12 protein-coding genes, 2 tRNA genes and 2 rRNA genes are annotated in these 20,794 nt (G+C 42.1%); 8 read left to right on the forward strand and 8 right to left on the reverse strand.

Annotated features, from left to right (window positions below):
* The first annotated feature begins 40 nt into the window (after positions 1 to 40).
* Positions 41 to 1,609 carry a carboxylesterase/lipase family protein gene (locus MuYL_RS19000; RefSeq protein ID WP_094572060.1) on the forward strand — a complete coding sequence of 523 codons (1,569 nt, stop codon included), beginning with the start codon at positions 41 to 43 and terminating at the stop codon, positions 1,607 to 1,609.
* Positions 1,610 to 1,982: 373 nt separating this feature from the next.
* Positions 1,983 to 4,523, forward strand: coding sequence for an ATP-dependent Clp protease ATP-binding subunit (locus tag MuYL_RS19005; RefSeq protein WP_094572061.1), 2,541 nt, complete (start codon positions 1,983 to 1,985; stop codon positions 4,521 to 4,523).
* A 348-nt stretch (positions 4,524 to 4,871) separates the two neighbouring features.
* On the opposite strand, the gene MuYL_RS19010 is transcribed toward MuYL_RS19005, so the two are convergent.
* Positions 4,872 to 5,894 (reverse strand): aldo/keto reductase, encoded by a 1,023-nt coding sequence (locus MuYL_RS19010; RefSeq protein WP_094572062.1) that lies wholly within the window; start codon positions 5,892 to 5,894, stop codon positions 4,872 to 4,874.
* Positions 5,895 to 6,095: 201 nt separating this feature from the next.
* On the opposite strand from MuYL_RS19010, the gene MuYL_RS19015 reads away from it, so the two are divergent.
* The gene (locus MuYL_RS19015; protein WP_094572063.1) at positions 6,096 to 6,347 is read left to right on the forward strand and encodes a hypothetical protein; all 252 of its coding nucleotides are present in this window, start codon (positions 6,096 to 6,098) and stop codon (positions 6,345 to 6,347) included.
* Between the two features lie 110 nt (positions 6,348 to 6,457).
* Here MuYL_RS19015 and MuYL_RS19020 read toward each other — a convergent pair whose 3' ends face one another.
* Entirely contained in the window at positions 6,458 to 7,438 is a 981-nt protein-coding gene (locus MuYL_RS19020; protein WP_094572064.1) for an acyl-ACP desaturase, read from the reverse strand.
* A 50-nt stretch (positions 7,439 to 7,488) separates the two neighbouring features.
* Positions 7,489 to 8,574: a glycoside hydrolase family 5 protein gene (locus MuYL_RS19025; protein ID WP_157740976.1), complete on the reverse strand. Its 1,086-nt coding sequence runs from the start codon at positions 8,572 to 8,574 to the stop codon at positions 7,489 to 7,491.
* A 153-nt stretch (positions 8,575 to 8,727) separates the two neighbouring features.
* Here MuYL_RS19025 and MuYL_RS19030 point away from each other — a divergent pair, with 153 nt between their 5' ends.
* The 5 genes from MuYL_RS19030 (at position 8,728) to MuYL_RS19050 (ending at position 16,334) form a co-directional block, all read left to right on the forward strand.
* Entirely contained in the window at positions 8,728 to 10,074 is a 1,347-nt protein-coding gene (locus tag MuYL_RS19030) for a sensor histidine kinase (protein WP_094572066.1), read from the forward strand.
* 11 nt (positions 10,075 to 10,085) lie between these two features.
* Positions 10,086 to 12,167: a cellulose biosynthesis cyclic di-GMP-binding regulatory protein BcsB gene (locus tag MuYL_RS19035; RefSeq protein WP_094572067.1), complete on the forward strand. Its 2,082-nt coding sequence runs from the start codon at positions 10,086 to 10,088 to the stop codon at positions 12,165 to 12,167.
* Positions 12,168 to 12,267: 100 nt separating this feature from the next.
* Positions 12,268 to 14,106 (forward strand): glycosyltransferase family 2 protein, encoded by a 1,839-nt coding sequence (locus MuYL_RS19040; protein WP_094572068.1) that lies wholly within the window; start codon positions 12,268 to 12,270, stop codon positions 14,104 to 14,106.
* Positions 14,103 to 15,668, forward strand: a complete 1,566-nt coding sequence (locus tag MuYL_RS19045) for a hypothetical protein (RefSeq protein WP_094572069.1) — start codon at positions 14,103 to 14,105, stop codon at positions 15,666 to 15,668. The genes MuYL_RS19040 and MuYL_RS19045 overlap by 4 nt, the downstream gene beginning before the upstream one ends.
* 282 nt (positions 15,669 to 15,950) lie before the next feature.
* Entirely contained in the window at positions 15,951 to 16,334 is a 384-nt protein-coding gene (locus MuYL_RS19050) for a hypothetical protein (RefSeq protein WP_094572070.1), read from the forward strand.
* A gap of 248 nt (positions 16,335 to 16,582) precedes the next feature.
* Here MuYL_RS19050 and MuYL_RS23325 read toward each other — a convergent pair whose 3' ends face one another.
* The 5 genes from MuYL_RS23325 to MuYL_RS19070 form a co-directional block, all read right to left on the reverse strand.
* Positions 16,583 to 16,759, reverse strand: a complete 177-nt coding sequence (locus tag MuYL_RS23325; protein WP_157740978.1) for a lmo0937 family membrane protein — start codon at positions 16,757 to 16,759, stop codon at positions 16,583 to 16,585.
* 188 nt (positions 16,760 to 16,947) lie between these two features.
* Positions 16,948 to 17,059, reverse strand: a 5S ribosomal RNA gene (gene rrf / locus MuYL_RS19055).
* A 213-nt stretch (positions 17,060 to 17,272) separates the two neighbouring features.
* A 23S ribosomal RNA gene (locus MuYL_RS19060) occupies positions 17,273 to 20,151 on the reverse strand.
* Between the two features lie 260 nt (positions 20,152 to 20,411).
* Positions 20,412 to 20,485 (reverse strand) — tRNA-Ala (locus MuYL_RS19065).
* 100 nt (positions 20,486 to 20,585) lie between these two features.
* Positions 20,586 to 20,660 (reverse strand) — tRNA-Ile (locus MuYL_RS19070).
* Positions 20,661 to 20,794 lie beyond the last annotated feature (134 nt).

Raw genomic sequence — 20,794 nt, forward strand, 5'->3', positions numbered from 1 at the left:
TAGTATATTGCGTCACCAAGACACATTATAACCTTTTTTAATGAAAAAAATATCCGCCTTTGCAGGGTGCGCATTACTGGTCGCAGCTGCTATTCTGTTTTATTCTTTTAAATTTAAAACAGTAATCATAGTTTTACCAGGTACTATCCACGTTGATGGCGGCGAAATCTCCGGCGTAAAAAGTGCATCGGGCGATGTAATGTCATTTAAAGGGATCCCTTTTGCGGCTCCTCCTGTTGCCGGGCTGCGCTGGAAAGCACCCCAACCTGTTTTACCCTGGGCCGGCGTAAAAAAATGTGACGCGTTTGGTCCCAGCCCCATGCAGCCAAAACCGGTACCTTTCGGCGTTTACACCAACGAGTTCCTTATTCCCGAACAACCTATTGACGAAGATTGCCTTTACCTTAACGTTTGGGCCAAAAATACCATAGGTGTAAAAAAGCCGGTTTTTGTCTGGATCTACGGCGGCGGATTTGGCAGTGGTGGCGCTGCTGTGCCGATTTATGATGGTGAGGCTCTGGCAAAAAAGGGAGTAATTTTTGTATCCATCAACTATCGTGTAGGTGTTTTTGGTTTTCTGGCCCATCCTGAACTTACTAAGGAATCTTCGGACAAGGCGTCCGGGAATTATGCCCTGCTCGACCAGATCGCGGCGTTGAAATGGGTTAAAAAAAACATCGCCAGCTTTGGCGGCGACCCTGGCAACGTAACCATAGCCGGACAGTCGGCTGGCTCCATGAGCGTAAATTGCCTGGTTGCATCCCCTGCGGCAAAAGGCCTGTTCAACAAAGCTATTGCCGAAAGCGGCTCGTTAATGGTATCAAACCCTATGATCAAATCAACCAACCTGCACGATGCGGAACAACAGGGAATCAAACTTGCGGCAGCCCTGCATGTAAATTCATTAGATGAATTACGGAAAGTTCCTACGGCAGATTTGATGAAAATCCCCGGTGGATACGCCCCAATTGTTGACGGTTACGTTTTGCCGGAGCCTGTTTCGCAAATTTTTGCAGAAGGAAAGGAAAACAAGGTACCCTTACTTATAGGCTGGAATGCCGACGAAGGATTTGTAAGCGCTTTTAAAACTAAAGAAGATTTTATAAAAGAAGCTAAAAACCAATATGGCAGTGATGCGGACGAATTTTTTAAATACTTTACCGCCGGTACTGATGAAGAGGCCGCCCGCTCACAAACCAAGTTAAGCAGGGATATGATATTTGCAATGTCGGGTTATAAATGGGCAACGTTGCAGGCACAAAAAGCAAAAGAACCCGTTTATGTTTATTACTTTCAGCATAAGCTGCCCGCCACGCCCGATTTTGAAAAATATGGCGCTTTCCACACCGGGGAGGTTGCTTATGTAATGGATAACTTAAAATTTCTGCACCGCCCCTGGAAAGTTGAAGACCGGCTATTGGCCAGCCAGGTATCAGGTTATTGGGTTAATTTTATTAAAAACGGAAATCCAAACAGCGCTAACCTGCCGGCATGGCCCAAATATAACAACAGCAAGAGCCAGGTTATGGTATTTGACAATAGGGCGATGCATAAAAGATTACCGGACAAGGAGGAATTGGCGTTTATGCTGAAGCGGGCAGAAAAGTAAGCGGGGTGACAGAAATTAATTAACTATCGCACCCGGCAACGTAGTTATGCCTTAATGTCATATTAATAATTATTTAACTGCCATTGGTACCTTGTTGTTGTCATAAACGTATCTATAATTAAACCAATTGATCATAATTATATCAAAAAGCTATAAATCCACGTTTTTTTTTAGGAATCTGTTGCGATTGTTGGTTTTATTTATAAAATTGCTAAACAAAATTTGAGTTTAGTAATAGGTTTATCACGGCAATGTCTGCTTTAGGTGCAACCAAAAAACTTGGCAATAATATTGTTGATATGTGTAAAACAACACGTCCGGATTATTAAAACAATTTAATACATTAGGACGTTCATAAATCGGAAGGATATATATGGAAGCTAAATTTTCGCCACGGGTTAAAGACGTTATACAATATAGCAGAGAGGAGGCCTTGCGCCTGGGGCATGATTATATTGGAACTGAGCACCTTTTGCTGGGATTGATAAGGGATGGGGATGGTGTTGCAATAAAATTATTGAAAGAATTAACTGTTGATACAGCTAAATTAAGGCGCTCTGTAGAGGATGCCGTAAAAGGAACTATAGGAACAAACGTACATATTGGCAGCATCCCGCTGACAAAACAGGCAGAAAAAGTATTAAAGATCACTTACCTGGAAGCTAAAATTTTTAAAAGCGATGTAATTGGAACCGAGCATTTATTGCTTTCCATACTTCGCGATGAAGATAATATCGCATCACAAATTTTAATGCAGTTTAACGTGAATTACGAAATTTTTAAAAGCGAGGTAGAGTCGCATAAAAACGATGTAACCGACGAAATGCCCGGCTCACCAACCGGGGGGGATGATGACTTTAAAGAAGAAGAATCATTCAGCCAGCCTAAAAAGGTGTCAGACATTAAATCAAAAACCCCCGTACTTGACAATTTTGGCCGCGATTTGACCAAAGCTGCTGAAGATGGCAGGTTAGACCCTATTGTTGGCAGAGAAAAAGAGATTGAAAGGGTATCACAGATTCTTTCGCGCAGAAAAAAGAACAACCCGATATTGATAGGTGAACCCGGTGTTGGTAAATCTGCCATTGCCGAAGGTTTAGCATTGCGGATTGTTCAGCGTAAAGTATCACGTGTATTGTTCAACAAACGCGTAGTTACTTTAGATCTTGCTTCGCTTGTTGCCGGTACCAAATACCGCGGCCAGTTTGAGGAGCGGATGAAGGCTGTGATGAACGAACTGGAAAAATCACCGGATGTGATCCTTTTTATTGACGAGATCCATACTATTGTTGGTGCGGGCGGTGCTTCCGGCTCGCTTGACGCCTCAAATATGTTCAAGCCTGCTTTGGCACGCGGTGAGATTCAATGCATTGGGGCTACCACCCTGGACGAATACCGTCAATATATTGAGAAGGATGGTGCGTTAGACCGTCGTTTCCAAAAAGTGATGGTTGAACCGGCTACCCCTGATGAAACCATTGAGATCCTGAACCGGATAAAAGAGAAATACGAAGAACACCACGGCGTTACCTACACACCCGAAGCTATCAATGCTTGTGTGAATTTAACTACCCGTTATATTACCGATCGCTTTTTACCGGACAAGGCTATTGACGCTTTGGACGAGTCGGGCTCACGCGTTCACTTAACCAACATTCACGTGCCTCAAAACATTTTGGATATTGAGCAAAAGATTGAGCTGATAAAAGTAGAAAAGAACAAGGTTGTTCGCAGTCAGAAATACGAAGAAGCTGCCAAATTACGCGATACTGAAAAGCATTTGCTGGAAGAATTGGAACAGGCTAAAGCAATTTGGGAAGCTGAAACAAAATCAAAACGTTACACAGTAACCGAAGATAATGTGGCTGAAGTGGTTTCCATGATGACCGGGATCCCGGTTCAGCGTGTTGGCCAGGCCGATAGCCTTAAGTTGCTGAACATGGCGGCTACCGTAGGCAGCAAAATTATTGGACAGGATGACGCGATTAAAAAATTAACCCGGGCTATACAACGTACCCGCGCCGGGTTAAAGGACCCTAAAAAGCCTATTGGCTCGTTTATATTCCTGGGCCCTACCGGTGTTGGTAAAACCGAGCTTGCCAAAGAGCTTGCCCGTTTTATGTTTGATACCGAGGATGCATTGATCCAGATTGACATGAGCGAATACATGGAAAAATTCGCTGTATCACGTTTAGTGGGAGCGCCTCCGGGCTATGTTGGATATGAAGAAGGAGGACAATTAACCGAAAAGGTACGCCGCAAACCTTATGCAGTGGTATTATTAGACGAAATTGAGAAAGCACACCCTGATGTATTTAACATCCTGTTACAGGTATTAGATGAAGGACAGTTAACCGATTCATTAGGCCGCAAGGTTGATTTCAGGAACACTATCATCATCATGACCTCGAACATTGGTGCCCGTCAGCTGAAAGACTTTGGACAGGGTGTTGGGTTTACTACCAGCGCTAAAACTATCCAGGCCGATTCACACTCAAGGGGTGTAATTGAAAACGCACTGAAACGCGCTTTCGCTCCCGAGTTCCTGAACCGTATTGATGATGTGATCGTATTTAACTCATTGGGTAAAGACGAAATCTTCAAAATCATTGATATTGAGCTGGGCTTCCTATTCAACAGGGTTAATATTTTAGGTTACAAAATTGAGCTTACTTTAGGTGCTAAAGAGTTTATTGCTGATAAGGGCTATGATTCACAATTTGGTGCACGTCCATTAAAACGTGCCATCCAGAAATACCTGGAAGACCCGATTGCAGAAGAGATCCTTAAAGGCGAACTTGCAGAAGGCGATACCATGGAAGTTGATTATGATAAAGAATCTGGTGAAATAACTATTGTTGCCCGCAAAGCCGAAGGCGAGAATAAAAAGCCTGAAGAAGAAGAGCAGAAGTAAAATAAAACCTGATTAAAATTAAGAACCCCGTTGTGCAGTGTCATTCCGGGGTTTTTAATTTTAAGAGGTTATTAAGCCTATTTATTCCCTGACACCCCAACCCATAACCAATATTCAATATTTAATTATTGGACAACAAACAGATATCACGGGTTAACAATTGCGGGTTTTACGCAAAATCGATGCGGAAAACACCCGCATAAATTGGGTTAAAATACGGTTAGCGTTATCATCATTTTAGTACTAATTTTATTGCGCCCCTAAACCTCGTCACTAAAGTAAAAACCCCTGTTTAAAAGTTTAAAACTTCAAAACAGGGGTTTAATCGTTTCTAAGGCTATTTATCTATCAGGCCCTTTTTTCCACCTTCTCAAAAAAACCTCCAAAGGAATTTATCCGCACAGCATCTTCTCTGAAAAAATCTCCCGGAAAGCCGAGTTTAATGGCGCTTACTTCGTCCAGTCTTTTTAAATGTTCAGCGGTTAATTCAACATCCACGGTTTTAAGGTTATCTGCCAGTTGTTCAACTTTAGTAGCCCCAACAATCGGGATAGATGAAAATCCCTGTTGAGTAGTCCATTTTAAAGCCACATTACTGGCCGAAATACCGATCTCGTCAGCAATGGTTACTACAGCCCTGGTAATTTCAGCACTGTGATCGTTTAGCCTTACACTTTCAGGCTTGATGCGACCCTGTTCGCCGCGCAGGTATTTGCCGGTTAAGGCACCGCCCGCCAAAGGCGCCCATGGAGTAACGGTAATGCCAAAGTGTTTGGCCATCGGGATAAGTTCACGCTCAGGTGTGCGGGCAAGCAGGCTATATTCAACCTGCAGGGCTACAAACCGGCTCCAGCCCATCAGTTCGGCAAGCGTGTTTCCCTGCGCAACAACCCATGCCGGCGTGTCGCTGATAGCCACATAATTTACTTTCCCTTGTTTAACCAGGTCATCCATCGCGCGCAACACTTCATCTATAGGGGTAATATCATCCCATATGTGCAGGTACAACAAGTCAATAAAATCCATTTTAAGGCGCTTCAGGCTTTCCTCAACGCTGCGCATCATGTTTTTGCGGTTGTTACCTGATGCGTTGGGATTGGTGATGTTATCTTTTAAAGTATATTTGGTAGCCAGCACAAAGTAATCACGGTCGTGGTTGCTGATATATTCGCCAATTATCTTTTCGCTGGTGCCCAGCTTGTATATATTGGCCGTATCTATAAAATTACCACCAGCTTCTGCAAATGTATCCATAATTTTAAAGCTGGTATCCTTATCAGCGCCCCATCCTGCCTCGGTGCCAAAACCCATAGTTCCAAGGCACAGTTCCGAAACTTTAAGGCCTGAACGGCCCAATAATTTATATTTCATATAGTTGATGTTTGATGAGTAAATATCCGGTATTTATGCCGGATACGGAAGTGGCTGCCTGGCGATATTTACCATATCGAAACAATATAAGCGGGTACTTGTAATTATTAAAGTAATAAACCAGCCAGGAAAATTTTAGATCTCCATAAAACTATAACAAGTGATCAACTGCTTAACCTGCTGCAGCAAAAATTAAACCCTTTGTTTCACGGGCAAAAACAAAGCGACATTAGCTTTATTATTAAAAACAGTAATAATGCGGTAGAAATTTCACAGCCCGAAATTTATGAGGGTACTTTGTTTCGGATTGAAATAAGCGGAACCGAACTGCATATTACACGTTCGGAGCATTACGTTGATGACGTAAACTCCATAACGTTAGAGTCAATACTCAATTTACTCTTCGAAGAATTATCCGGCGAAGGGGGTATTTCGCTAACGTTGGAGGGATAACAAATGTTGGGGTTGTTTATTCAGCAAAGAATTATAACAAAATAAAAAATCCCGGAGGCTTTACCCCAGGGACCTATTAATTTTAATTTATACCTGCTCCCTAAATGAACTCAACCGTTTATCCAGCTGAACTTATATTCAAGCCCCGGGTTTTTCATCCTTTCGGCAACACGCAATAAACGTACAGGCAGGTTCATGATATAATCGCGGGCTTTTTCGCCTGACTCATTTAAGTCAACCCGGCTTTCAATATGCCAGTCTTCAATCAGTTCTTTTAATATATCAACGTAGTCAACAGCGGTATAAATGCCAAGGCGTTGAGCAGCATCGGTGAAGTGACCAAAGGTTTGCCCGATTTTTAAACCAACCTCCCGTAAAAAATGAGCCGGCATTACAATCTTTTTGCGCATCATATCCTCAAACGCCAGCATAGCTTCGTTCGGATCAACTTCAAAAATCTTTTCAATAAAGTATTTATAAGCGCGGGCATGGCGTGCCTCATCACTGGCTATTACACCGCACATTTTTGACAGCAGCGTATCGCCATGCTTCTTAGCCTGCGATGCAACCCGACGGTGCGAAACGTTGGTAGCCAGTTCCTGGAATGATGTGTATATAAAGTTGCGGTAAGGATCGTGCCCTGTACCGATATCAAAGCCATCAGAAATTAAGTATTGGGTTGATACTTCCATCATCCGCATATTTACGCGGCCAGAAAGATAAAGGTATTTGTTCAGCAAATCGCCGTGGCGGTTTTCTTCGCCGGTCCAATGACGGGTCCACTGCATCCAGCCACCAGCTTCATCGCGAGATACCCCTTCAACCATGGTTAACCATGACTCATAAGTTGGCAATGCCTCTTCAGTAATAGTATCACCTATTAAAACGGCTATCAGATCGTATGATAAGCCTGCGGCACTTTCCTGGAGTTCTTTAATTTCACTGAAAAAAGTATCGCGCGACGAATCAGGCAAAAAATCAGAAGGTTGCCAAATCGTATCAACGGGCTTTAAGTATTCATCCTTTTTTTCAAGCATGAACCTTTCAATATGCATCATCACTTCGCGCCGCTTTTCTTCAAAAAATTTCATAACAACTTATTATGGTTCAAAGTTAGCTATTTATAACCACAATAAATTCATCATTTTTTCATGTTGTACCCTATCGCATCTTTCATGCAGTCGGGCAGCGTGTTAAGTGACGGCCGCCCGTTAAAAATAGAAAAGTTGCTATTATAATCCCAAATCATACCGGGTATATCCAGCGCATTTAACGTAAGCCGTACTGTTTTTATATAAAGGCACCTGCTATGCTGGTCTGCATATTTATTGTACACACCATACTCGCCGCAAAGGATGGGCACGTAATATTTGTTAGACCAGGCCTTAACAATTTGCAGTTTATCCCGCACCGACTGTTCGTTGCCATCAAACTTATATTTGTTGTAATTTTTCTCACCATCGGTGTTTTTTGCTTTTGGATTGATTGGGGGAAACGTTTCCGTATTATAAGGAAAAGGCACTTCTACGGTTGATTCCTGGTCCCCAACCCATTCCGCGCCCTGGTGTGTAAATAAAAAAGGCTCATAAAAATGAAAGGTGTACACAACATTTTCATCGGCAAGCCGTACAAAACGGCTCAATTCATAAATGCTGTTATAATTTGAAGCGCCTATGATGAGTGTACGTTCTTTATCAACCTTTCTGATTGCGGTAACAATGTTGTAGGCAGCGTCCTTCCAAATCTGGGGATTCATGTGCGGGGGTTCGTTATAAAGCTCAAAAAACAGGACATCATGATTGACGTGCAGGTATCGTTTGGTGAGTTTAGTCCACAAATTGATAAGCTTTTGGGTTTCTGCACTGAAATTTGAGTCGTTCAAACTACCGCCGTGGTTATCAATTATTACCTTGAAGCCGTAAAAGCTGCACTGTTTAACAAATTTATCAATGTGGGTAAATAATTGCTCAACCGGTATCTGTTGCGCTTCAAAGTGGGAAAAAGCAACCGGGAGCCTGAGACTTTTAAAACCGAGTTGTTTTAAAAGAACAAAATCGGCAGGTTTTAAGGGCGTTTTAGCTAAAACCTCTTTATTCCAAGTTTGTTCATACCAGGATATAGAGATTCCGTTATCCAGGCTTTTAGCCCGTTTAAAAGCCAATAACCGGGAAATTGGAGGGGTTGGATTACTTTTTGCTATAAAGACACTGAAGTTAGTAATTAACATAAGTATAAATATGTTTTTTATAAAACGTCTTTGAATAGGTACAATATGTTTATATGTGCAAAACATGTTTACAAACGATTTAAATATTTTGATTTACTTTATAAGATTAAATTTATCGATAGTAAATTCTTATCATAATTTAAGAAACAAAGAATGCTTGTTCAATTAACAAAAGAAGAACTTTTAAAAGAAATCTCAAAAAAGGCTTGGTATCAGACGAATAATATCATTTGGATGATATTATTCATTTATCCCCTTTTTAGTATTGTTGATTTTATTTTTGCCAGCAGTGTCTGGTTGCAGTTCTTCATTGTTCGTATAATTACAGACCTTATTATACTGGCACTTTACAGCCTATTTCAACGTAAAAACTACAATTTCAGGTATTTATTACATATTTCGCTATTTATTATATCTATAACATCAGCACTATTGTGTAATATAGTTGATATCCAACAGTTAAACGTCTATTATTTATTATACGGCGCCATATTCCTGTTCTTTAACCTGATGGTATTTTGGGAGCCGTTTAATTCGGTTTTACAAGCATTGATAGCGATGCTGTTGCTGGCTGTATTTTTTGAACTGTTCAGCCAGTACACGCTTGATCTTGTCATTAGTAACGGCGGCCAATTCTTTTTTGTTATTGCATTGATCTCCTGCTTCGTGCCGGGTGCCCGTTACAAGATAATTCAGCGGGATGTACGTTCGCAATTACTCATCAATAAATCAAACGAACAACTTAAAGGCCAAAACCGCGACATCGCCGAAAAAAACAACATTATTGATGCGCAATACGAGCAGCTGCGCAAGCTTGACAATCAGAAAAACAACTTTATAAATATTGCAGGGCACGATCTGAAGAACTTAACAGGCTCCATCATTATGAGTAATAATATGCTTAAAGATGAAGAATACCGTCTGAGTGCCGACCAGGTAGAGCTAATAGGTTATATTTCAGAATCAGCAGATAAAATGCAATACCTGTTGAACAAACTAATGGATGTGAAGGAGATTGAGTCGCCGGAGATGCGATTTAAACTGGAGGTATTTAACATCAATGCAGAAGTTCAGCATGTATTTAAGGGATTAACAGAAACTGCACAGATGAAGAACATTCATTTGATAGACAACATTCAAAAATCGCCGATAAATGTTAATCTTGACCGCGTTTTCGCCGGGCAAGTATTCCAAAACCTGTTATCAAATGCCATTAAATTTTCACAAACCAACAACAATATAAGGGTTGTAACCAGCTTACAGCGCCAAAAGTTTGTTTTTGAAATAATTGATGAAGGCATTCCAATTGGCGAAGAAGAACTATCCGCAATGTTTAATAAGTTAACTGCCTTAAGCGAGGCATCTGAACATGCAGAAAACCGTTTAGGGCTGGGGCTTTCTATAGCGAAACTAATGACCCAGGAAATGGGCGGCGAACTATCTTACCGTAGTGATGACCACGGAAATTATTTTAAAGTTGAATTTTACGTTATAAATTAATATTGACACCAATGAAGAAGTTTTTTACCTTATTAGCCCTTGTATTTCTTTTAAGTAAGGCATCATTGGCGCAGAGTATTGTGTCCTTTAAATCATTAGGGCACAGTGACGACGCCATTTACGGAATGAGCGGCGCCAGTTCTATTTATGTTAAGATTTCGCCCGCCGTAGAAATAAACGGCAGCAAGCTGGTATTGTATTTTGAGCCCTCGCAGGCCTTGTTAAAGGAACATTCCTTTATAAATATAATTATCAATAATAAACCCGCTTACAGTGCCCATCTCACAAAAGACAGTGTTCAGAAAGTTTCACTTAATTTAAGCCGTGAAGACATTTCGCCTGATAAGTTTCTGAAGATACAAATCAAAACGCTGCTAACTATTAGCGACGACATTTGTAAGGACCTTGACAACCCGGGCATGTGGCTTAAGGTAAAAGATTATTCATACCTGTCATTAATTAAAAACACAAAAACTGGTTTAAATGATGTTAATATCAGTAATTGTTTTGATTCAAAAAGAGCTATTGTTTACCCTTCAGATCCAAGTTTAAAAGATTTAAAAGCTGTGGCGTGGGCTTATGCAAGGCTTAAAAGAACCTCCAATAAAAAAATAAGTGTTTTTGAAGCCGGCCAGTTGCCTGACAGTATTAAAAACTATGTACAGGTTGGTACCATGCAACGGCTCCCTGACGACAAACGTTCGCTGATCAAAGTATCGCCTCAATCAAACGAGGGCATATTTTACCTGGCGAAGTCAATGTCCACTGCAACAGACACCATAACCCAGATGGTTAATGAACGAGGTACTATGGTAGCACATAAAACTGTTGCTACAACAGCTGTTCCATCTGAAATATTATTTGTAAGCGGTGGTGATGATGCAGGTTACGAAAAAGCGATTACCGCTTTGGGTAATATCAATATCCTGAATTCAACTTTCGGTGACTACCTGCTGATTGATCACGCTCAGAACGATTACTTTAAAAATATTGACGAAAACCGTTCAAAACTTTCGCTCAAACAAATTGGCGGTACCAGCGATTTCCTTTCAGGTATCGGCTCGTTAAAAAGCGCTTTTTCCTTTAAAAACAGCGATTTTAACTTTACACCTAAAGAAGTTGAGATCAGGTTTATAGGTAACTATAGCGGATTAAACCCTGGTGACAGGGGGTACTTTAACATTTACCTTAATGGCTTGCTAATCAGCAGTGAAAAACTTGACGCATCTGGTAAATTAAACACCTCGGTAACTATTAACCGGTATCAGCACCACAAATACAATACGCTTGAAACTGAATTCCGTTTTTTCCCAACTAACGGGTTGTGTAAAAACAGCTTCCTTAATTTCTTTGGCGAGATTGATGTGGATAAATCATACCTTGAGTCAAAAAATCCTTTTATATCAAGCGAACTCAGCTTTTATCAATATCCTGAGGCATTTAACACAGGTACTACCCGCATAGTTGTATCAAAAGACTACGCAAAATATGCTGCAGGTGCCATTGGTGAAATTATTTACGAACTGAATAACAACATTAACTCAAATAACTTCCCTGAATTTTCATATTCAACAGACATTCCGGCAGGTGACCTTAAGAAATACAACATCATAGCCTTATTAAGCAAGGATGATGCTTTATTGAAACAATTTCCTGATGCACCTATTCAGTTTAATCAAAACTTCCGGTTATATAACACCGAAAATAACAAGGTAGTTTATTCATTATCTGACACCACATCAAACGGCCTTGCCCAGATATTTTACGGGCGCAGCAATAATGCAACACTGGTGCTTACCGCAACCGGCACACATATTTCGGAAGCATTTTTGGCAGCGTCACGCTCCATTACCGAACAGCTTTCAACGCTGTCAAGTAATGTTTGCGTAACCGATGTTAACTCAAATAAATACCTGTTCAACATTAACAAAACGAGCGAAAACCTTGAATATATTGATACCAAGAGCGCTATCACCAAATTTTGGGAAACTTATAATCTGTATATCTTACTTGGTATATTGGTGTTGATCCTGCTGTCATTCCTATTTGTTCGTTCAAGAGTTCAAAGATCACAGGAATTATATAACGACTAATTTTTGGTCACTTTTCAATTGATCACATAAGTAACCTTGGTCCTTACAGGGCTAAGGTTACTTAAAAAAATTATTTTAACATTTTACTGAAAAAAATAACATGTCAATTCCTGAACTTTTGGTTAATGATGGTTTTATATCTTGGCAAGATCGGGAAAAGATTAATGATTTATCCGCTAAAACCGGGTTGTCATTTGTAAAAATAGCCCTCAATTACGGATACATCTCCCGAAAAAATTACGACCGCTCCTTAACAAATGCAGGTTATGTATTTCAGCAGATAAGGGATCTGCCTTTTGACCCCGAAGTATTAAGTAAAATTGAATTAAAGTTTGCCGATCAGCATGCTGCACTGCCTTTACGCATAGAGAACGGCAGGGTTGTAACTATAATGGCTGATCCCTCAAACCAACTATTCCTTGATTTCATCAGGTTTACTTACGATTGTGAGGTGGAGATCATTCTAGCATCTGATCTGGATATCACCTGGCTGAGTCACAAGCTCATCGGCGATAAATATGTTAAATCGGCTGTATTTGAGCTTTTAAACCGTGATCCGGACAGCTCAGCATTTATAACATTTTCTTCTGGCCAGCTGGCCTTCCTTTTTATCATGTTGGGTTTGGTTACCATCGGGCTGGTGGTTAGTTTCAAAAACACCTCTATCATCATCAACATGATCATCAGCACGTTCTTTTTGGTGGCGATCTTGTTTAAGTTGTTCTTGGCACTCACCGGATCGCGATTTGAGCTGCACCAGGCAGTAACGCGTGATGACTTGCGGCAAATTGTTGATGATGAGTTACCTATTTATACTATTTTGCTGCCGGTTTACAAGGAGGATAAACTAATAAAAAAACTGATCTGGAACTTACAGGCACTTGATTATCCCCGCGAAAAGCTCGACATAAAATTGCTGATTGAAGAGGATGACGACAAAACACTTAACGCTGTGCGGAACCTTGACTTCCCGGCTATCTTTGAGGTAGTTGTGGTACCGTTCCACATGCCAAAAACAAAACCAAAAGCTTGTAATTATGGGCTCCACTTCTCGCGCGGTAAATATTTGACCATTTATGATGCGGAAGACATCCCGGATACCGACCAGTTAAAGAAAGTGGTATCCATGTTTAGTAAGCTGCCGTCAAACTACATCTGTATCCAAAGCGCACTGAACTACTTTAACCGTAATGAGAATTTCCTTACGCGGATGTTTACGCTGGAGTATTCTTACTGGTTTGATTACATGCTGCCAGGTTTGGACACACTGGATATTCCAATTCCATTGGGTGGAACCAGTAACCACTTTAAGCTGGACAGGCTGGTTGAACTTGGTGCCTGGGATCCGTTTAACGTAACCGAGGATGCCGATCTGGGTCTGAGGGCCTATGCCAAAGGCTATAAAATTGCTGTGGTAAACTCAACTACCTACGAAGAAGCAAATAACGAACCGTTTAACTGGATCCGCCAGCGCTCGCGTTGGATCAAAGGTTATATGCAAACTTACCTGGTGCACATGCGCAACCCTGTGGCGTTATGGAAAAAACTGGGCTGGAAAGGTTTCCTTGGCTTTAACTTCTTTATTGGAGCTACCCCTCTAACCTTTTTGGTATATCCGTTTCTGCTGGCTATTTTCATTTGCTACCTGGTATTTGACCTTTCCACTATCCGTACATTTTTCCCGGACTGGATCCTGTTTATGTCGATATTTAACCTAATGGTAGGTAACATATTAATGATATATATTAACATGATGGCCGTATTTAAACGGCGCTATTACGAACTGATCCTATTTTCAATCGCCAACCCGGTGTATTGGTTAATGCACTCCATTGCGGCCTTTAAAGGTCTATATCAGCTAATAGTGAAACCCTTTTACTGGGAGAAAACTGAACACGGACTTAGTAAAGTTAACAGTCCAACAAACGTTGTTAAATGAGAAATCAATCCAAATATCTGTTACTTATCACCATACTGCTGGCGGTCTATTACCTGGTATTAGGTATTTACTTAAACGGGCTTGGCTATTTTAGCCAGGAAGCCATGTTTTATGTAGAGAAAACAATGATAGTGCTGCATGGTTCAGGCAACAGATTGAAGGTGATGGGGTTAACGGCTCCTATGCTGCCTTTCTATATGTCTTTCATATTTTCATCTATCAGCACTATACTGGCCCCGGTAATAGCATCTGCGCTATGCACTGCGATATTGTTTTTTTTAATCGGCCGCGCTGTACTAAACAGGGCAAAAGACGACGTTTACCTGTTTGTCTTATTGATCATATTTATATTGCACCCTGGTATACTATATGCGGCCTGTTCAGGCAAGTCAATTGCACTGGTGCTGGTATTCTTCTTCATGTTCTTTTTTAACCTGTTAAAGTTTTACCGCTCCAATACCACTTTCCACGTGTCTTTAGCTAGTATTAGTTTGGTGTTGCTTATTTTTTGCGATTATAAGTTCATCTGGCTTACCTTATTCTTTATCCCGTTGGTGTTATCAATCACCGTAAAAAGTTTAAATCTGGGCGAGCAGGAATCTATCTTCAGGCTCTTTATCAGCTTCAATAATCCATCGCTTCGCCGTAAACTCGTTAATAAAACATTTGCCCTTTACATTATTTTATTTGTGCTGCCGCTGGCCTGCATCATATGTTATAAGCTGCTAAACCTAACCCATGCGCAGGATCTGAACTATTTTAGCGAAAGCCCCTATGCCACCTGGACGGTGTTGTCTGATAAACTCAGTTTTGCCCAGTTGTCAACCGGTACAGTTTACCAGATCCCGGAAACCTCAATTTTAATCTCAGCGCGAGTCCTGTTATTTTGCCCATTGATCCTGGTCGCCATATTCTTATTTAAAAACAGCATGTATCAAGTGCTTACTATATTAACTCCGTTTGCATTTATTGAATTTTTGCACATTAAATACGACAAGGTATTTTTGGTGCAGGAGTACTACCTGATATTTGTTGTGCTTGCCTTGCTTTGCATTTTATATAAAGCGCAAACTATAAAAAATCAAACAGTTTTAAAAGCTCTTGTGGCTTTGTTAGCATTGGTACAAGTTTATACCGGCTACATTTTCATGAAGAACTCATCGATAGCTGAAGAACAAAACTTTATCACGGTTTTATTTAATCGGGCTGCTGATACCCACCAAGATGAAAATAAGGACCTTGCCGATTATATCAGCAAATTGCCTGATGGCACGCGCGTTTTAGCTGACGATGCGATTGCTTTTCCAATTGTAGCTTTAACTAAAGATAAAGATGGCCTTCAAAAATTAACACTACCTTACCAAAGCCAGTTCTTGAGTGCTATTGAAGCACCTGACAAGTACGACGACTATATATTACTGGCGACTGAAAAGAACGAAGTTAGCGGCTTTACACAGCTGAATAACAGGTATGTGCCTGTGATTAAGAAGTCAAACAGCGCACTTAAACTCCATCGTGTTTATGAAACCCACGACTGGATATTATATAAAGTTTATGATTGAGGTTACCTGAAGCTAATAAACTACAGTATCATATAAAAATATCACGATTTGATAACTTGTGTATCCCGGCGTTAAGAGCGCCGGGATTTTTTTTGAGAAACAAACCTGCTGACTATTGAAATCCCGCTCTTGTCATTTATTAAGGTGGAAACAATGTATTTAAGCCTGGAAGGTTACAGCAATGTTTAGCGAAAAACTTGTAAAAACTAACCACCTAAATCGCCATTAAACTTTCCGGCCCATGCAAAGTCAAAGCTTTAGTAATTTATTAAGAACCAAAAAATGAAGAAGTTAGTTTTAGTATTATCCTTTATCATAGGATTAAGTTATGTGGCAGGGGCCCAGATAGCCGCGAAATCACCTGAACAACGTGCAGCACAGCACACCAAAGCGTTGCAGAAACACCTTAATTTAAGTCAGGCACAGGCTGCGCAGGTACAAACCGCTTTCTTAACCATGGCTACCCGGATGGACAGCTTAAAAAGTGTCGTTACGACCGACAAAAAACAAAAACAGCTCATGGCCCGCAGCATAAAGCTTGAAACCAAAAAACGTGTATTTGCAATATTAAACGATACGCAGAAACAACAGTATGCTACCTGGGAAAAAATAAAAAGGGAAAACCACAAGGAAAAGAAAGCAGAGACAACGGTTGGCCAAGGGTAAAATCTCAATATTATCAAAGGTTTGTCGTTTATCACAATAATCGGCAAACCTTTTACCCCTCCAATTATTAAGCCTAAAGTACTATCAGTAGAATTTCAGCCTCATGCTACATCGGAAGACAAATAAACTATCCAATCCCGTCATTCTTATAAAGCAAACGCAATATTCGGCAGCCGCAGCTCATTTCCTAAAATACAAAAAGCCTTGTCCGCGAGAACTAAGGCTATTACTGCTTGCAGTGTTTGATTTTAATACCAGCGGCCTCTTTCTGATCTGCCACCACCGTTAAATACATTTAACAGTAACAGGATTACTGCTATAACAATGATCAAATGAATAGCATCTCCTCCAACGTGAAAGGCAAAGCCGCCAAGCAGCCAGCTGATTACCAGGATAACAACGATAATATAAATTAAACTTCTCATATTAACTGAACCTCAATTGGTTGTATTTGTTTCATGTATTAAAATTAAAGATTGGTGGTTAGAGGCCTGAGATTAGTTGAAAGGAGGCTAAGGTAAAACGAGGAGTTACTTGCGGCTAGTCCGAGATCAAGCCAAGGGCTTATAAAGCAAGAAACCCCTTCATCGAAAGATGAAAGGGTCTTGATAAGATTTGGCACCGACCTACTCTCCCACATTTTACTGCAGTACCATCGGCTCTGGCGGGCTTAACTTCTCTGTTCGGAATGGGAAGAGGTGGACACCGCCGATATAGGCACCTGAACATTTTTAGTTGATTAGAGATTAGTTAATTAGAGATTAGTTGCCTAAACGCCGTTAACTGTCTACTAATAAACAATGACATATTATTGAAAGAAGTAAGTAGATTGAGAAAACAACAATATTTAGCGTTCAGAGATCAAAGGGTAGTCGGTCAGTTCCAAGGACAAGTCCTAATCTCTGATCTTTAGTCTCTGATCTCCATAATTACCTGCTATGAGAAAGCTTCGGGCGATTAGTATTACTTGGCTATGATGTCACCACCTTTATACCTGTAACCTATCAACGTAGTAGTCTGCTACGACCCTCAATGGAAGTCTCATCTTGTGGCTAGTTTCGCACTTAGATGCTTTCAGCGCTTATCTATTCCGAACGTAGCTACTCTGCAATACAGCTGGCGCCATAACAGATTCACCAGTGGTTCGTCCAACCCGGTCCTCTCGTACTAAGGTCAGCCCCACTCAAACTTCCTGCGCCCACAACAGATAGGGACCGAACTGTCTCGCGACGTTCTGAACCCAGCTCGCGTGCCACTTTAATGAGCGAACAGCTCAACCCTTGGGACCTTCTCCAGCCCCAGGATGTGACGAGCCGACATCGAGGTGCCAAACCTCCCCGTCGATATGAGCTCTTGGGGGAGATCAGCCTGTTATCCCCAGCGTACCTTTTATCCTTTGAGCGATGGCCCTTCCATGCAGAACCACCGGATCACTATATCCGTCTTTCGACCCTGCTCGGCTTGTCTGCCTCACAGTCAAGCAAGCTTATGCTATTGCACTCCGCGTACGGTTACCAAGCGTACTGAGCTTACCTTTGAAAGCCTCCGTTACCTTTTTGGAGGCGACCACCCCAGTCAAACTACCCGCCAAACAATGTCCTCCCGTTAGGGAGTTAGACACCAGATACAGAAAGGGTGGTATTTCAACGTTGACTAACTGACTCCTAGCGAAGCCAGATCACAGTCTCCCACCTATCCTACACATCCTGTAGCCGATTTCAATGTTAAGTTGTAGTGAAGGTGCATGGGGTCTTTCCGTCCCGTTGCGGGTAACCGGCGTCTTCACCGATACCACAATTTCACCGAGCTCATGGCTGAGACAGCGCCCAGATCGTTACACCATTCGTGCAGGTCGGAACTTACCCGACAAGGAATTTCGCTACCTTAGGACCGTTATAGTTACGGCCGCCGTTTACCGGGGCTTCGATTCAATGCTTCGGTTTAACCCTAACATCCCCTCTTAACCTTCCGGCACCGGGCAGGTGTCAGGCCATATACGTCATCTTTCGATTTTGCATAGCCATGTGTTTTTGTTAAACAGTCGCCTGGGCCTTTTCACTGCGGCTGATATTGCTACCAGCGCCCCTTCTCCCGAAGTTACAGGGCCATTTTGCCGAGTTCCTTAGCCATGATTCACTCGAGCACCTTAGGATTCTCTCCTCGACTACCTGTGTCGGTTTACGGTACGGGTTTTTATAACCTGAAGCTTAGCGGGTTTTCTTGGAAGTCTGATTACCTGAACTATCACATCCCCCGAAGGTTCTGCGTACTATCTGCTTTCAGCATGGTCTGCGTACTTAACTACAGTCCATATACCTACAGCATTTAACGAACTATTCCGTCAGTTCGCGTCAGTGTCACTACTCCGTCACCGCATCGCAGTTATAAAAAGTACTGGAATATTAACCAGTTGTCCATCGGCTACGCCCTTCGGCTTCACCTTAGGCCCCGACTAACCCTGATCCGATTAGCGTTGATCAGGAAACCTTAGTCTTTCGGTGGGCAGGTTTCTCTCCCGCCTTATCGTTACTTATGCCTACATTTGCTTTTCTATTCCCTCCACAGTCGGTTGTCCCTCCTGCTTCACCGGATAATAGAATGCTCCCCTACCAGATGCATTGCTGCAAATCCATAGCTTCGGTATACCACTTGATGCCCGTTTATTATCCATGCCCGATCGCTCGACTAGTGAGCTGTTACGCACTCTTTAAATGAATGGCTGCTTCCAAGCCAACATCCTAGCTGTCTGTGCAATCGGACCTCGTTAGTTCAACTTAGTGGTAATTTGGGGACCTTAGCTGATGGTCTGGGTTCTTTCCCTCTCGGCCCTGGACCTTAGCACCCAGAGCCTCACTCCAGCGTATATTATTAAGCATTCGGAGTTTATCTGGATTTGGTAGGATTTGACTCCCCCGCACCCAATTAGTAGCTCTACCTCTTAATAACTTCACCGCCAGGCTGTTCCTAAAAACATTTCGGGGAGTACGAGCTATTTCCCAGTTTGATTAGCCTTTCACCCCTACCCACAGATCATCCGGAAACTTTTCAACGTTTATCGGTTCGGTCCTCCAGTACCTGTTACGGCACCTTCAACCTGTCCATGGGTAGATCACAAGGTTTCGCGTCTACCTCCCCTGACTATACGCCCTATTCAGACTCGCTTTCGCTTCGGATCCGTGTCTTAAACACTTAACCTTGCCAGGAAAGAGTAACTCGTAGGCTCATTATGCAAAAGGCACGCCGTCACGGAACTTGTCCGCTCCGACCGCTTGTAAGTACACGGTTTCAGGTTCTATTTCACTCCCCTGTTCGGGGTTCTTTTCACCTTTCCCTCACGGTACTGGTTCACTATCGGTCTCTCAGGAGTATTTAGCCTTACCGGATGGTGCCGGCAAATTCCCACAAGGCGTCTCCGACCTCGCGGTACTCAGGATACCACTATCCACTTATCTATTACCCGTACGCAGCTCTCATGCTCTATGGCCGGGTTTCCCACCCCGTTCCGGTTTTATTTAAGTTTCATGTTGTGGTCCTATAACCCCGGTTATGCCGTAACATAGCCGGTTTGGGCTTCTTCCCTTTCGCTCGCCACTACTCAGGAAATCACTGTTGTTTTCTCTTCCTCTGCTTACTTAGATGTTTCAGTTCAGCAGGTTCGCGCATTTATGCAACTATTCTTCAAATAGTTAGGTTTCCCCATTCGGAAATCTGCGGATCAATTCATATTTGCTAATCCCCGCAGCTTATCGCAGCTTATCACGTCCTTCATCGCCTCTGAGAGCCAAGGCATCCCCCGTGTACCCTTTCTTACTTTCTTCTACTATACCGCCTTTTGCTCGGTATGTATGCTTTTTTGATTCTTGTTGCGTTCTTCCATTTACTCCCTGTTCCGCAAAATCGTATTACTACAATCCTGCTTCCATTTTCGTAAACTTCCGAAGCCTCAACAGTCCTCTATACTGTTGTCTTCTCTTTCAATTTACTTCTTCCAATATGTCAAAGAACTTTTACCCCGGTCTTCCTTTGCGGATCGCCTTTGTCATTATCCATGCCTTGTCAGGCAACTGGTGGGTATCGTGGAGAATAACGGATTCGAACCGTTGACCCCCTGCGTGCAAGGCAGGTGCTCTAGCCAGCTGAGCTAATCCCCCTTTGGATGAGTTAATTAGTGATTAGTTAATTAGCGATTTGTTGTTTCCTCCTAATCTCTGTTCTCTAACCTCTAATCGCCTCTGCAGCTGCGCTGCAGTGTAGTCCCGAGCAGATTTGAACTGCTGACCCCTACATTATCAGTGTAGTGCTCTAACCAAGCTGAGCTACAGGACTGTCTATTTAGTTGCAGTTATTCAGTTGCAGTTGCAGGACTTGTCTGCCTACTGCTGCTGCCACTGCTTACTGCCACTGGTCCTATGCTTTCCCTTTTAAGGTCACATACCCCGATGGCTTCATCTTTTGGGTTT

The sequence above is a fragment of the Mucilaginibacter xinganensis genome (assembly GCF_002257585.1).
In the GTDB taxonomy this organism is placed as follows: domain Bacteria; phylum Bacteroidota; class Bacteroidia; order Sphingobacteriales; family Sphingobacteriaceae; genus Mucilaginibacter; species Mucilaginibacter xinganensis.

Coding starts and splice junctions, on each gene's coding strand:
- MuYL_RS19020 (WP_094572064.1), bottom strand. CDS start 7,438: ATGAAATTTTTTGAAGAAAAGCGGCGCGAAGTGATGATGCATATTGAA.
- MuYL_RS19040 (WP_094572068.1), top strand. CDS start 12,268: ATGTCAATTCCTGAACTTTTGGTTAATGATGGTTTTATATCTTGGCAA.
- MuYL_RS19005 (WP_094572061.1), top strand. CDS start 1,983: ATGGAAGCTAAATTTTCGCCACGGGTTAAAGACGTTATACAATATAGC.
- MuYL_RS19050 (WP_094572070.1), top strand. CDS start 15,951: ATGAAGAAGTTAGTTTTAGTATTATCCTTTATCATAGGATTAAGTTAT.
- MuYL_RS19000 (WP_094572060.1), top strand. CDS start 41: ATGAAAAAAATATCCGCCTTTGCAGGGTGCGCATTACTGGTCGCAGCT.
- MuYL_RS23325 (WP_157740978.1), bottom strand. CDS start 16,759: ATGAGAAGTTTAATTTATATTATCGTTGTTATCCTGGTAATCAGCTGG.
- MuYL_RS19025 (WP_157740976.1), bottom strand. CDS start 8,574: ATGTTAATTACTAACTTCAGTGTCTTTATAGCAAAAAGTAATCCAACC.
- MuYL_RS19045 (WP_094572069.1), top strand. CDS start 14,103: ATGAGAAATCAATCCAAATATCTGTTACTTATCACCATACTGCTGGCG.
- MuYL_RS19010 (WP_094572062.1), bottom strand. CDS start 5,894: ATGAAATATAAATTATTGGGCCGTTCAGGCCTTAAAGTTTCGGAACTG.
- MuYL_RS19030 (WP_094572066.1), top strand. CDS start 8,728: ATGCTTGTTCAATTAACAAAAGAAGAACTTTTAAAAGAAATCTCAAAA.
- MuYL_RS19035 (WP_094572067.1), top strand. CDS start 10,086: ATGAAGAAGTTTTTTACCTTATTAGCCCTTGTATTTCTTTTAAGTAAG.